The sequence below is a fragment of the Comamonas sp. wu1-DMT genome, assembly GCF_040187805.1.
GTDB lineage: Bacteria > Pseudomonadota > Gammaproteobacteria > Burkholderiales > Burkholderiaceae_C > Comamonas > Comamonas thiooxydans.
Map to the genome: position 1 here is coordinate 833,934 of NZ_JBANEM010000001.1, position 13,512 is coordinate 847,445.

Here is a 13,512-nt window from a genome sequence, read left to right on the forward strand (position 1 = left end):
CAAGCGCGAATGTTACACACACTGACGGATTCCTGATGTAAGAACGTGCTCAGTAGGGTGATCAAACGCAAGTGCCACAAAACTTTCAGATCGGGAGCATGCCAGAGTCTGCATGAGTGCAGGGACAAGCCCCAGGCCAATTCTGCCGCAGGCTTGCGCTTTATATTCAAACAGGCATAGTTGGTTACAACTTCATCCCGAATTTCATCTATTGAGATCCGTGCGGACTCCAAAAGCACAAGCCCTAAAATCACGCGCTTATGCAAGCCACACCGTCCCCATCGCCGAGCGAGACCGCCAAGGCCGTCCCTGCCCCAGCTCCCGCTCAAGCGGCCCCCGTCAATCCATCAGAGCTGCCGCTGATGCAGCGCCTCAAGCGCCTGACGCCTTATTTCTCGGGCCAGCGCTGGGCCTGGGGTCTGGCCATACTGGCCACGCTGGTGGGGGCAGCCACCGAGCCAGCCATGCCGGCACTGCTCAAGCCCTTGCTCGACAGCGGTTTTACGGCTGGCTCGCTTGCGCTGTGGACGGTGCCGGTGTTTCTGATCGGCCTGTTCGTCATTCGCGGCCTGGCCCAGTTCACGGGACAGTACGCCCTGGCACGCATCACCAATGACGGCATGCTGGGTCTGCGCCAGAAACTCTTCGAGCGCCTGCTGGCCGCCGACATGAGCCTGTTTTCCAGGCAATCGGCATCGGCGCTGTCCAACACCATCGTCTACGAGGTGCAGACCGGTGCCCAGCAGCTGGTGCAGGCCATGATGAGCATCTCCCGCGACGGCTTCACGCTGATCGCCCTACTCGGCTACCTGATCTATCTGAACTGGCAGCTCACGCTGATCGTGGCCTTCATGGTGCCGGGCGTGGCCTGGGTCATGAAGACGCTGTCGCGCCGTCTGTACCGCATCACCAAGTCCAGCCAGACGGCCACCGACGAGCTGGCCTATGTGGTGGAGGAGAACGTGCTGGCCCACCGCATGGTGCGCCTGCATGGTGCCCAGGCTTCGCAGCAGTCGCGCTTTGGCGAGTTGAGCCGGCAGCTGCGCGGCCTGAACACCAAGGCCACCATCGCCTCGGCCGCCATGACGCCGCTGACCCAGGTGCTGGCGGCGATTGCGCTGTCGGTGATTCTCTGCATCGCCCTGTGGCAAAGCCGCGAAGGCGGCGCCGCCATCGGCTCAGCCAGCGTGCAGGATGTGACCGTGGGCGGCTTTGCCGCCTTCATCTCGGCCATGCTGATGCTGATTGCGCCCATTCGCCGCATGGCCGATGTGGCCAACCCCATCACGCGCGGGGTGGCCGCACTGGAGCGTGGCCTGGCCCTGCTCGAAGGCTCCACCGACGAGCAAGGCGGTAGTTTCAAGCCCTCCGCCAAGGTCAGCGGCGCGCTGCAGCTGAGCGATGTGAGCGTGCAGTTCGGCGCGGACAAGGCTCCGGCCCTCTCGCACCTGAGCCTGAACGTCAGGGCCGGCGAAGTCGTGGCCCTGGTCGGGCCGTCCGGTGCCGGCAAGACCACGCTGGTCAATCTGCTGCCCCGCTTTTTCTCGCCCACCAGCGGCCAGATCACTCTGGAAGGCGTGCCCGTGGCCGACTGGGACCTGAACACGCTGCGCCAGCAGTTCGCCATGGTCAGCCAGGACGTGGTCATGCTCAACGACAGCGTCGCGGCCAATGTGGCGCTGGGCAAGGATATTGACGAGGCCCGCGTCTGGTCCGCGCTGGAGGCGGCCAATCTGGGCGACTTCGTGCGCAATCTGCCTCAGGGCCTGCACACCCTGGTGGGCCACAATGCCAGCCAGCTCTCGGGCGGCCAGCGCCAGCGCCTGGCCATTGCCCGCGCGCTTTACAAGGACGCGCCGATCCTGATTCTGGACGAAGCAACTTCGGCACTGGACAACGAGTCCGAGCGCCTGGTCCAGCAAGCCCTGAACCGGCTGATGCAGGGCCGCACCACGCTGGTGATCGCCCACCGCCTGTCCACCATTGAGCATGCGGACCGCGTGGTGGTCATGGAGCGCGGCCAGATTGCCGAGCAAGGCTCGCATGCACAGCTGATGGAGCTGGGCGGCCTCTATGCCCGCCTGCACAATCAGGTGCGCAGCTCGACCCCAGGCGAGCCTCAAATTTAAGAGCTTCTACCGCATATAAATAAAGGACTTCAGAGTCAAATGACCCTGAAGTCCTTTTTCATTGGGCGCTAGCAGCTATCAAAATAGCTAGTCCGATTCTGAACCCGTCCGCTACCAGCTCCCGCGCGGGGGCTGGGTACGGCGCTCATGCTGCAGCGCCTTGCCCAGCAGATCGACCATGTACTGCCGGTCCACGAGTCTGGCGAAGTCCGCTGCCGTCATATTGCGCTGGTTGCGCAGCGTGATGTCCGCGCCCTCCTCCAGCAGCAGCCTGACCACGGCTTCGCTGCTGTACTGGGCGGCCAGCATCAGCGGCGTGCTGCCGTTCGGTGAAGCGGCATCGATATAGGCGCTTTCCTCCAGCAACAGCTTGACGATGTCCAGCGTCTGCGGCGTATCGGCAGAGGCCGCGTAATGCAGCGGCGCCCAGCCTTCGCGATTGACGTCGGCACCGCGCTTGATGAGCTCGCGCACGATGTCGAGATGGCCCTTGATGCAGGCCATCATCAGCGGCGTCTCATTCTGGCGCGAGGCCAGATTGACATCGATGCGCGGCGCCTTGAGCAGCACATCGAAGACCTTGAGCGAGTCCTGATGCAGGGCCGCCACCAGCCCCGGCCGCCCGCGCGAATCCAGGGTGTTGGCATTGAAGCCGCGAAAGATCAGATTCACCATGGCACTGGAGTTGTCGCTGACCAGCGCCCGCGAATAGTCCTCGTAGTCATTGGCTCGTGCCAGTCCTGGCAGGCCCGCCACCCCGACGACAGCAGCACCGGCCCAGCGCAGGCTCTGGCGGCGGCTCAATGACGATGCAATCGATGGGGCAGCAAAAAGACTCATGCACTGGCTCCAGAGTTCGCTGACAAGGTCACGCCCTTGAACAGGCGGTCAAAGTTGGCACTGGTGGCGGCGGCCACCTCCTCAATGGAAATGCCGCGCACCTCGGCAATCTGCTTGGCCACAAAGGGCACGTACGAAGGATTATTGGTCTTGCCGCGGTAGGGCACGGGCGCCAGATAAGGGCTATCGGTTTCTATCAACAGCCTGTCCAGCGGCACGAAGGCCGCCACGTCGCGCAGATGCTGGGCATTCTTGAAGGTCACGATGCCCGACAGGGAGATGTAGTAACCCATGTCCAGGCCGGCACGGGCCACTTCGGCCGTTTCGGTGAAACAGTGAAAGACACCGCCGGCCTGGGTGGCGGAATCGGCCTCGCCGCACTCGCGCAAAATGCCCAGGGTGTCGTCGGAGCTGCTGCGGGTGTGGATGACCAGCGGCTTTTGCGTGATCTGCGCCGCCTTGATGTGCGTGCGAAAACGCTCACGCTGCCATTCCAGATCGGCAATCGTGCGGCCGCCCTTGCGGTCTTCCATGCCGTAGTAATCGAGCCCGGTCTCGCCTATCGCCACCACGCGCGGCAGCGCTGCACGCTCCACCAGGTCCTGCACGCTGGGCTCGGTCATGTCTTCGGTATCGGGGTGCACGCCCACGGTGGCCCAGAAATTGTCGTAGTCCAGCGCCAGCTGGTGCACCTCGGGGAACTCTTCCATCGTCGTGCTGATGCACAGCGCGCGCGTGACCTTGGCAGCAGCCATGGCTTCGCGGATCTGCGCAATATTGGCGCTCAGCTCGGGGAAATTCAGGTGGCAGTGGGAATCGGTAAACATAGAAATTGGACCTCCCCTGAGCGGCTGCGCCGCTTCCCCCAGGGGGCGACGCCATCGCTGCGAGACGGCTCTTGCTCGGCGTCTCTGATGTGGGAGCGCGCCAGTGTTAAAAATCAGATTGTCTGAGTGGGCTTCTCGGAGCTCAGGGCCGTGCCCAGAATCTGCTCGATCTTGGCTTTGAGCTCGGCGGACTTGGCATCCTTGGGAAACTGGATGCCCACGCCCTGGGTGCGATTGCCGGAGGCGCGCTCGGGCGTCACCCAGGCCACACGACCCGCGACCGGGTAGCGCTGCGGATCGTCGGGCAGGGTCAGCAGCACATAGACATCATCGCCCAATCGGTAGTCACGCTGCGTGGGCACAAAAATCCCCCCTTCGGCGAACAACGGAATATAGGCGGCATACAGCGCCGCCTTCTCCTTGATCGCCAGCTGCATCACGCTGGGACGAGGGGTGGTAGTTGCGTTCATAGTGGATAGCAGAATTCTTGTGGCAGCCGGGCGGCTGTACTCGCGAGGTTAACACCCGGAAAAATTTTGACCAAACCCTTGCCTCATGACCTAGCGCACGGCTCTGGCGGCTTTGCCCGAGATCAGCACCGCCCGCGCCCTGGAAGCCAGGGCCTCCATCATCAACCCGGCATTGAAGGGGTGATCGGCCGTGCGCGCCGCCTGCACCAGCTCGCGCGACCATTCGGCCAGCAGCGCCATGGGCAGCGGCTTGCCCGGCAGATCGGCAGGTGAGAAATACCGGGGCTCGCCGCCGCCGGCCAGAGCCATCAGGTCGTGGCAGATTTTCTGCAGCGCCTGCACGGCATCCACGGGAGCAAAAGCCGCCAGCGCAGCCACATCTCCCTTGGCCAGCTGCCTTGGCAGTTGCGCCCAGGCGGCGGCCTTGCCCGAGTCCGCCGCCATGCGCAGCGCATCGCCGGGTCGGCCGCCGGCAGCCTGCAAGGCCGCTGCGGCATCCGGCTCGTTCAAACCTTGCGCCTGCAGCCACTGCGCGGCCTCGGCCGCTGCCGGCCAGGTCATGGTGTGCGTCAGGCAGCGGCTGCGAATGGTGGGCAGCAGCTGGTGCGCTGCCTCGCTGGCCAGCACGAAGCGGGTGTCTCCGGGTGGCTCCTCCAGCGTCTTGAGCAAGGCGTTGGCGGTAATCGCATTCATTTGCTCGGCCGGGTAGACCAGCACGGCCTTGCCGCGTCCGCGCGCGCTGGTGCGCTGGCAGAACTCCACGGCATCGCGCATGGCTTCCACGCGGATTTCCTTGCTGGGCTTGCGCTTTTTGTCGTCGATGTCGGCCTGGGCCTTTTCCGGCAGCGGCCAGCCCAGCTCCATCATCTGCACCTCCGGCATGAGCACGCACAGATCGGCATGGGCACGCACCTCGATGGCATGGCAGCTGGCGCAGTGGCCGCAAGCGCCTTGCGCAGACGGCTGCTCGCAAAGCCAGGCGCGCACCAGCGACAGTCCCAGAGCGTACTGACCCAGACCCGAAGGCCCTTGCAGCAGCCAGGCATGACCACGCTGGGCCAGCAGGCGGCCACGCTGCGCGGCGATCCAGGGCGCTTCAACGTCGCCGGCACTCATGGCTTGCTGCCCACCATGATGGCCAGCCAGCCCTTGCGCACCACGGCCTGGGTGATCTGCTGCCACACGGCGTGGCGGCTGGCATGGGCGTCGATGCGCACAAAGCGCTGAGGCGCAGTCCGGGCTCGCTCCGCATAGCCTTGGGCCACGCGGGCAAAGAACTCGCCGGGCTGGGCTTCGAAGCGGTCGGGAACACGGGCCGTGGCCAGGCGCTCGGCAGCCACTTCGGCAGGCAGGTCAAACCACAGCGTCATATCGGGCTCGCGCATGAAGTCCGAGTCCGGACCGGCATGCAGCGCAGTACCGGTCTGAGCCATGCGCTCCAGAGCCGACAACTGCTCCCAGCTGAAGCCGCGGCCCGCGCCCTGGTAGGCGAAAGTGGCATCGGTGAAGCGGTCGCTGATGACCACCTCGCCACGCGCCAGCGCCGGCTCTATGACCTGCACCAGATGGTCGCGCCGGGCCGCAAACGCGATCAGCGCCTCGGTCAGCGGGTCCATGGCGTCATGCAGCATCAGGGCGCGCAGCTTTTCGGCCAGTGACGTGCCTCCGGGCTCGCGCGTGAGCGTGACCACCCGGCCCTGATCGCGAAAAGCCTGGGCCAGTGCCTCGATATGCGAGGACTTGCCCGCGCCATCGATGCCCTCAAAACTGATGAACAGACCCTTGGGTAAAGCTGTACTCACTGATATTTCCTCTAGTGCGGCGCATGGCGGCACCAGTTGTTTGATTCGACACAGGGCACAGGCCACGGCCTTGTACCCTCTAAGATTGCTCACTGACCGCGCTGGTAGCGGTTGACGGCTCTATTGTGCTCGTCCAGCGAGGCGCTGAAATGGCTGGTGCCATCGCCCTTGGCCACAAAGTACAGGGCCTTGGTCTGATCGGGCTGCACGGCCGCCATCAGCGCAGCCTTGCCGGGCATGGCGATCGGCGTGACGGGCAGACCCGCACGGGTATAGGTGTTCCAGGGCGTGTCCTCCAGCAGATCACGCTTGCGCAGATTGCCGTCAAAGCTGGCCCCCACGCCATAGATGACCGAAGGATCGGTCTGCAGACGCATGCCTATGCGCAGGCGGTTGGAGAAAACGCCGGCAATCTGCGCGCGGTCTGCGGCGCGGCCGGTTTCCTTTTCCACGATGCTGGCCAGGATCAGGGCCTCATCGGCGGATTTGAGCGGGGTATTGGCCGCCCGCATGGCCCAGGCATCGGCCAGACGGCGATCCATGGCATGCAGCGCACGGCGCAGCACGGCCATGTCCGAGCTGCCCTTGGCGTAGGTATAGGTATCGGGGAAGAAGCGGCCTTCGGGCGGCACGCCCGCGCGCTCCAGTGCCGTCATCACAGCCTCGTCGCTGAGCCCTGCGCTATCCTGCTTGAGGAATTCCTCACGCGCCAGCGCCGCTCGCACCTGGCGCCAGTTCCAGCCTTCGACAAGAGTCAGCGCACGCAGGCTTTCCTCGCCGCGCGCCAGCTTCTGCAACAGCACATAAGGTGTGAGACCTGTGCTCAGTTCGTAGTTGCCGGCCTTGATGGCGCGATCCTTGCCCGAGAAGCGAAACCACGCATAGAGCAAACGCGCATCGGTTTGCACCCCGGCCTTGACCACGTTCTGCGCCACGCCACGCGGCGTGGTGCCGGGCTCTATCTCCAGCTCCAGACTGGGCTCGGACAACTGCAGCGGCTGGTTCAGCCACCACCAGGCGCCTCCCGCCGCGAGGGCAGCCAGAAGCAGCAAAAATATCAGTGCTCGAATAAGGGCACGCACAAGCTAGATCCATCAGTACATAGAGCGACGATCATAATTCAGCCATGACCCAGCCCAAGACGCTGCCCCTGAACGGCATTACCCCCATCTCCCACCTTGGTGTCATCCGCGCCGTTGGCGCCGACGCAGCCAGCTTTCTCCACGGCCAGTTGAGCAACGATTTCGCGCTGCTCAAGTTCGATCAGGCCCGCCTTGCGGCTTTTTGCACGGCCAAGGGCCGCATGCTGGCCAGCTTCATCGGCTTCAGGCTCAGCGCCGACGAAATCGTGCTGATCTGTGACCGCAGCCTGCTGGCCCCCACGCTCAAGCGCCTGTCCATGTTTGTGCTGCGCGCCCAGTGCAAGCTCAGCGATGCGACGGCTGACTTCGCTCTCTACGGCCTGGCCGGCCAGCGCCGAGCAGCTTGCCGGCAAGAATGCGGCCGCCTGGGCGCTCAAGCAGCAAGGCGATGCCCATGTGATCGCGCTCTACCCCGCTGCAGGCAACCAGCGTGCGCTGTGGGTAGGCCCTGCGGGTCAGGCCCCCGAAGGACAGTTGCTGAGCGAAGACCTCTGGCAATGGTCCGAAGTCCAGAGCGGCGTGGCCACGCTATCGGCTCCCGTGGTCGATGCCTTCGTGCCCCAGATGCTGAACTACGAATCCCTGGGCGGCGTCAACTTCAAGAAGGGCTGCTACCCCGGCCAGGAAGTGGTGGCTCGCAGCCAGTTCCGCGGCACGCTCAAGCGCCGCGCCTATCTGGTTCATGCCGACCAGGCTCTGAGCGTCGGCCAGGAAGTCTTCAGCGCCGAAGACCTCGAGCAGGCAACCGGCACCGTGGTGCAGGCAGCAGCAGCTGTGCAAGGCGGCTGGGATGCCATCGTCTCGATGCAGATTGCCTCTTCCACCCGCGACGATCTGTTTGCCCATGCAGCGCTGGCCGAAGGCCAGAGCGCCGATGCGGGCAAGGGAATCGCACTGCAGACCCAGCCCCTGCCCTACGAGCTGCTGGCGGATATCTGAACGTCTCGGACCCGCACTGCCGCAGGCCTGGCAGTGCGGGCCCGGCCACCGCTAAACCTTACTTGCACCCGGGTCATTATCTTTTCCTCAAAAAGATAGCAGACCCCGAAAGCTGGCTCTGCGTTCGCATTGATTCCTCTCACTTGCTGGACGACAACGTCCTGCCGGATGGCAGTGGTCTGCGACGCCTCAACGGCCAGACTTTGCTGGAGCCCGCAGCGCAGCTCCAGCGACCGCCTCCACCCGCAGCATGGCCAGCACCAGCGCCGTGCAGCTGGCCCGGCAGACCGTGGTGCCCTGCAGCGCCGACGGCTACAACGTCAGCGCCTCGGTGTGGGCCGCTTTGGCGTGCTGCTGGCCATGGTGCGTGCCGATGGTGCCGGCCCTCACACCGCTGAAGCCTCGCACGCCAAGACCTTCACCTCTGCTTCGTCGCGCAACCCCACCAGCGGCATCGCCAAAGCCATTCAGTCCAATCCCGATGCGGCCGGCATGGCGAATATCCCCGGCTTCCTGGTGCTGGGCGGCGGCGTGCCCCTGAAGATCGGCAATGAAACATTGGTGCCATTAGTGCCATTGGCGTGGCCGGTGCGCCTGGCGGCCATCTGGACGAAGCCTGCACTCATAAGGCCATCACCGCGCTGAAGGATCAGTTGCAGCAATGCCGCCGGCACGCAGCGGAGAAAGGGCTGGGCTCGAGCCTGCGTGCGGCCCCCACCTTCAGCCGCCCGCTCACCTCTGTCCTGGACCTCGGCCGAACGGACTCAGAAGACCCCGTAGCGATAAGCCACATAGGCGGCCACCGCCACCCCGATCAGGCTGAGGACGGTCATGATTCTTGCCATGGGCGCTCCTTCACATCAAGCATCAAGTCGGGCTTAAACGCTTACATATAAAGCGTTATAAGCTATCAAAAAGGATGTATCAAAGCACTTTGCACATCGTGATGTGGGGAATGCCGGCCTCCTCATAAGGCTCGCCTACCGGCGTAAAGCCTGCGCGCAGATAGAAGGCTTCAGCATGGCGCTGCGCGTGCAGCACGATTTCCTTGTCACCGCGATCGCGCGCCGCATCCATCAGGCTCTCTAGCACCATGCGCCCCCAGCGGCCGCCGCGCACGCTGCGATCCACGGCCATGCGGCCGATACGCCCCACGCCCGGCGCATCGCTGACCAGCCGGCCCGTGGCCACGGGCTGGTTCAAGCCGTTGAACAAGACCACATGACGCGCCACAGGGTCGAGCTCGTCGATCTCGATCTCGCGCGGCACGCCCTGCTCGCGCACAAACACGGCCAGGCGCAGGCGCTCGGCATCGCGCCCCAGATCGTTCCAGCTGCCCGAGCGCAGCGTGACGACCTCCTGCCCTGCTTCATAGGCCGTGAGCAGATCCCGCATGGCCTGGGGCACGGGCCTGGGGGTCTGCGTCGCCGCGTCGGCAAACACATAGACCAGCTCCACGGTGTTGAGCAGCTCCATGCCCCGGAAGATGCCTGCCTCGAACTGCAGCGAGGTATTGCCTTGTTTGACACAGCGGATGCCGACATCCAGCACATCGCCCAAAGTGGCCGATCCGTGATAGACCGTGCTGGCCTTTTTCACAAACAGCTCGCCGCCCAGTGATGCAAAGCCTGCCTCGTAAGGAATGGCCAGCTGGCGCCAGTAGTTGGTGATGGCCACATCGGCATACATCAGATAGTGGGCATTGAAGACGATCTTCTGCGCGTCCACTTCGGCCCAGCGCACCTCGATACGCGTAAAGCTGCGAAAGTCCTGTCGATTCATGGTTCTCACTCTGGTTTCAATTCAATCCAAACGCGCCGCGCAAGGCCTGCGCCATGTCCCGGTGCGCCTGACGCGCCTCGGCAATCACGCGGCCCATCTTGACGAACTCATGGGTCACGCCCTTGTAGATTTCCAGATCCACAGGCACGCCTGCCATGCGCAACTTGTCAGCATATTCCACGCCCTCGTCCACAAGGGGATCGCACTCGGCCAGGCCGATCCAGGCGGGTGCGACATCGTCGACATCGGGAGCCAGCAAAGGAGCGAAGCGCCAATCCTCGCGATCCTGGCGTCTGGCGATATATTGCGCAAAAAACCAGGTGATGGAAACTTCTTCAAGAACCAGTCCATGGGCAAAGCGGCGATGGGAGTCGGTATCCTGGTGCGCCGTGGTGCCCGGGTAGATCAGCAGCTGCAAGGCCAGCTTGAGGCCGGCGTTGCGCGCTTCGATGGCACAGGCTGCCGCCAGCGTACCGCCGGCGCTGTCGCCACCGACAGCCATGCGGCTGCCATCCGCCCCCAGGCTCGCCGCATGGGCCGTCAGCCACTGCAGCGCATCCCAGGCGTCATCATGTGCAACGGGGAACTGGAACTGCGGCGCCAGGCGGTAGTCCAGCGACACAACCATACAACCCGCCAGGTGTGCGAGCTGGCGACAAAGCTGGTCATGCGTGGCCACGCTGCCTACCGTAAAGCCGCCACCATGCAGATACAGCAGCGCAGGCAAGCCCGCAGCGGGGGCTTCATCGCGGGTCACAGGTGCATAGAGGCGGGCCGGCAGATTCGCTCCGTCGCGTGCGGGAATCTGCAGGTCCTCCACACGGGGCAAGGCCTGCTTGGGGATTTCAAGCACGCCGGCGCCAGCTTCATAAGCCGCCTTGGCAGCTTCCGCACCGAGCTCGTGCATGGGAGTGCGCGCGGCCCGCTCCATGCGACGCAGCACATCGCGCATGGATGGTGTCAGACTGGCTGGCAAAGCCGCAGAGGAATCGGACATGATCACGACGATTAAAAAACACAGGCTGGCATTGTGCGTTGCAACTCCGAAGTCTGCAGGCCAATGCCGACAATTGTTGGTAATCGATACCGTCGCAGACGTTCCATGGAGCCAGCCCATGACAAGCAGCAGCACGGCGGCAGCCGCAGGATCCCTGTGAAACAGGACCTGCGGCAGGAGCATCCAGACCGTCAGTCCATAGAGCAGGCCCGACATGCCGACATCGTCGCCCACCTGAGCCGAGGTGAACCACAACAGCAAAGAGACCAGAGCGGCCAGAGAGCCCATGCAGGGCCTGTGCATTTAGGCCCTGTAAGCCGAATCAAAAATAAATAACAATCATTCTCAATTGCATCTATAATCGGCTTTACATTTCTTCGCATGCCAGCATGATTTCTTGACACAAGCCAGCCAGCGAACCGACTGCATCGTTTGGTTGTCTGTCATGCTGAGCTCTCCGTATACCTGCTTTTCCTCGCCAAGGGTGATTCACCCGCGCTTTGTCGTTGCAGCTTCTTTCTGCGGCAATCCTTGCCGCCCAGCTCCAGCGCATCAGGAGGCGGTATGAAAGCCACATCGCCCCTTATTCACTACCGCCTTGCGGTTGCCTCGCGCAGTTTGGCTGCCATCCTTGGAGGCTATGCGCTGGCCGCAGTCAGTACGGCGGCCCTGAGTCTGCTGCTGAGTTCCCTGATGAGCCGCGTGGAGGCGGTGATGACAGCTACCTTGCTGTCCTGGGTCATCTACGCCATGGCTATTGCCTGGACCTTCTATGCACGCACGGCTTGGCTTGCCTGGGCCGGTGTACTCCTTCCTGCCCTAGCCCTAAGCGCAGCGCTGTATGGGCCATTGTGGTTGGGGGTGGAAGCATGACCATCCCTCAAACCAAGACAAGCGCCAGAACCACGCACCAGCCCGAGCAGGAGGGTTTTCGCCAGGCCATGTCCTGGCTGCATACCTGGTCGGGACTGATTCTAGGCTGGCTTCTGTTTGCGATTTTCGTCACCGGCACGCTGAGCTTCTTCAAGAACGAATTCAATCTGTGGATGCGACCCGAGCTGCATGGCCTGCCACCGTCCGACAGCGACGTTGCGCAACGCGCCCAGGCGGCGCTGCACGAGCACGCGCCGGGCGTCAGCAACTTCATCATGCGTCTGCCCGATGAACGTACGCCGGCCGTCAATATGCTGTGGCGCGACAAGCCCAACAGCCGCTTCGACACCTTGCTGCTGCACCCGCAAACCGGTGCCGCACTGCAGGCCCGAGAGACCGCTGGCGGAGAATTTTTCTACCGCTTCCATTTCGAGCTTCGCACCGCTCACAAGGGCCGCTGGACGATCCAGGGCCGCTGGGTGGTGGGCGCGGCGACGCTGATGATGTTCATTGCCTTGCTGACCGGCGTGGTCACGCATCGCCGCATCTTCAAGGACTTCTTCACCTTTCGCCCGCGCAAGGGCGGACAGCGCGCCTGGCTGGACGCACACAACGTCTCGGGGGTACTGGTGCTGCCGTTCTATCTGATGATTACCTTCAGTGGTTTGATGATTTTTCACGCCATGTACATGCCGGCCGGCATAGCCTCCGCCTACCCTGGCGCGAAAGGAACGGATTCGCAAAGCTATTTCTCCGAGTTGCAGGGCGATGTTCCCGGTGCGCGCAGCGCCAGGCGTGGCAGCAACGCACAGGCCGAACCCCTGCCCATGCTGGATCTGGCCCCCATGCTGAGCCAGGCCAGTCAGCTGTGGCAGGGCGGTCGTGTCGGCAGCATCACCGTGCGCAGCGACAGCCAGGGCCCGCTGGTGGAGATCACCCGCCACGACGGCGACAGGCTGCAATACGGACCAGCGCGGCTGCGTTTCGATGGCCGCACCGGCCAGCTGCAAACCCAGGTCGATCCACAAAGCCCAGCCATCAAAACCTATGGCGTGCTCTATGGCCTGCATCTGGGGCGTTTCGCCGACATCGGGATGCGCTGGGTGCTGTTTGGCTTTGGCGTCATGGGTTCGCTGATGATTGCCTCGGGCCTGATACTGTGGTCGGTCAAGCGCCGCACCCAGGCCCTGCGCAAGACACCTGCCGCCCCCCTGCCCTTTGGCGAACGGCTGGTGGCAAGTTTCAATATCGGCCTCATGGGCGGCCTGCCGCTGGCGATCGCGGCCTACCTGCTGGCCAACCGGCTGCTGCCATTGGAGATGCCAGGCCGCCCCGATGCCGAACTGTCCTGCTTCTTCGGCACCTGGGCTCTGGCCTTGCTGCTGGGCCTGATCCGGCCCACGCGCCAAGGATGGGCACTGGTTCTGGGCATGGCCGCCACCGCATACCTGCTATTGCCTTTGGTCAATGCCTTGACCACCTCAACTCATCTGGGCATCAGCCTGCCGGCCATGGAGTGGAGCTGGGCCGGCATGGATTTGAGTTTTGCGGTCACGGGGCTGATGCTTGCCGCCCTCACCCGACATCTGCTGAAACACAGGCCCCTGCCCGCAGCCAGACATGCGCCCCCCGCCAAGGCCGCGGCAGCCCCTGGACGCAAGCCCGGCTCCCAAGGGATCCCTGGCGACAACACTGCGCAGGAGGCATAGCA

General features: G+C 63.7%; 11 protein-coding genes and 2 pseudogenes. 5 read left to right on the forward strand and 8 right to left on the reverse strand.

The annotated features are described in order from the left end of the window. Positions 1-260 precede the first annotated feature (260 nt). Entirely contained in the window at positions 261-2,129 is a 1,869-nt protein-coding gene (gene msbA / locus V8Z78_RS03885; protein WP_034356707.1) for a lipid A export permease/ATP-binding protein MsbA, read from the forward strand. Positions 2,130-2,240: 111 nt separating this feature from the next. Here the strand turns inward: msbA and V8Z78_RS03890 are convergent, their stop codons facing one another. The 6 genes from V8Z78_RS03890 to mltG form a co-directional block, all read right to left on the reverse strand. Further along, positions 2,241-2,969, reverse strand: a complete 729-nt coding sequence (locus V8Z78_RS03890; protein WP_349730947.1) for an ankyrin repeat domain-containing protein — start codon at positions 2,967-2,969, stop codon at positions 2,241-2,243. Continuing rightward, a complete protein-coding gene (locus V8Z78_RS03895) occupies positions 2,966-3,796 on the reverse strand; it encodes a TatD family hydrolase (protein WP_034356703.1) in 831 nt (276 codons plus the stop codon). Before V8Z78_RS03895 ends, V8Z78_RS03890 begins: the two co-directional genes overlap by 4 nt. Before the next feature lie 113 nt (positions 3,797-3,909). Further along, the gene (locus tag V8Z78_RS03900; protein WP_012837773.1) at positions 3,910-4,233 is read right to left on the reverse strand and encodes a PilZ domain-containing protein; all 324 of its coding nucleotides are present in this window, start codon (positions 4,231-4,233) and stop codon (positions 3,910-3,912) included. A gap of 123 nt (positions 4,234-4,356) precedes the next feature. Beyond that, entirely contained in the window at positions 4,357-5,382 is a 1,026-nt protein-coding gene (holB, locus tag V8Z78_RS03905; RefSeq protein WP_057091984.1) for a DNA polymerase III subunit delta', read from the reverse strand. Then, positions 5,379-6,068 (reverse strand): dTMP kinase, encoded by a 690-nt coding sequence (tmk, locus tag V8Z78_RS03910; RefSeq protein WP_057091983.1) that lies wholly within the window; start codon positions 6,066-6,068, stop codon positions 5,379-5,381. The genes holB and tmk overlap by 4 nt, the downstream gene beginning before the upstream one ends. An 89-nt stretch (positions 6,069-6,157) precedes the next feature. After that, positions 6,158-7,150 carry an endolytic transglycosylase MltG gene (mltG, locus tag V8Z78_RS03915; RefSeq protein WP_034356694.1) on the reverse strand — a complete coding sequence of 331 codons (993 nt, stop codon included), beginning with the start codon at positions 7,148-7,150 and terminating at the stop codon, positions 6,158-6,160. A gap of 44 nt (positions 7,151-7,194) precedes the next feature. Here mltG and ygfZ point away from each other — a divergent pair. Then, positions 7,195-8,149, forward strand: a pseudogene (gene ygfZ, locus V8Z78_RS03920) (CAF17-like 4Fe-4S cluster assembly/insertion protein YgfZ). 211 nt (positions 8,150-8,360) lie between these two features. Beyond that, a pseudogene (locus tag V8Z78_RS03925) lies at positions 8,361-8,808 on the forward strand (GlcG/HbpS family heme-binding protein); the annotation flags it as partial. A 265-nt stretch (positions 8,809-9,073) separates the two neighbouring features. On the opposite strand, the gene V8Z78_RS03930 reads toward V8Z78_RS03925, so the two are convergent. Next, on the reverse strand, positions 9,074-9,931 hold the full coding sequence (locus V8Z78_RS03930; protein WP_034356690.1) for a GNAT family N-acetyltransferase: 858 nt from the start codon (positions 9,929-9,931) through the stop codon (positions 9,074-9,076). Between the two features lie 16 nt (positions 9,932-9,947). Beyond that, positions 9,948-10,928 carry an alpha/beta hydrolase gene (locus tag V8Z78_RS03935; protein ID WP_046460771.1) on the reverse strand — a complete coding sequence of 327 codons (981 nt, stop codon included), beginning with the start codon at positions 10,926-10,928 and terminating at the stop codon, positions 9,948-9,950. A gap of 564 nt (positions 10,929-11,492) precedes the next feature. Between V8Z78_RS03935 and V8Z78_RS03940 the strand changes: the two genes are divergently transcribed. Both V8Z78_RS03940 and V8Z78_RS03945 read left to right on the forward strand, forming a co-directional pair. After that, positions 11,493-11,801 carry a DUF3649 domain-containing protein gene (locus tag V8Z78_RS03940; RefSeq protein ID WP_179625917.1) on the forward strand — a complete coding sequence of 103 codons (309 nt, stop codon included), beginning with the start codon at positions 11,493-11,495 and terminating at the stop codon, positions 11,799-11,801. Further along, positions 11,798-13,510 carry a PepSY-associated TM helix domain-containing protein gene (locus tag V8Z78_RS03945; protein WP_349730949.1) on the forward strand — a complete coding sequence of 571 codons (1,713 nt, stop codon included), beginning with the start codon at positions 11,798-11,800 and terminating at the stop codon, positions 13,508-13,510. Before V8Z78_RS03940 ends, V8Z78_RS03945 begins: the two co-directional genes overlap by 4 nt. The last annotated feature ends 2 nt before the right edge of the window (positions 13,511-13,512 follow it).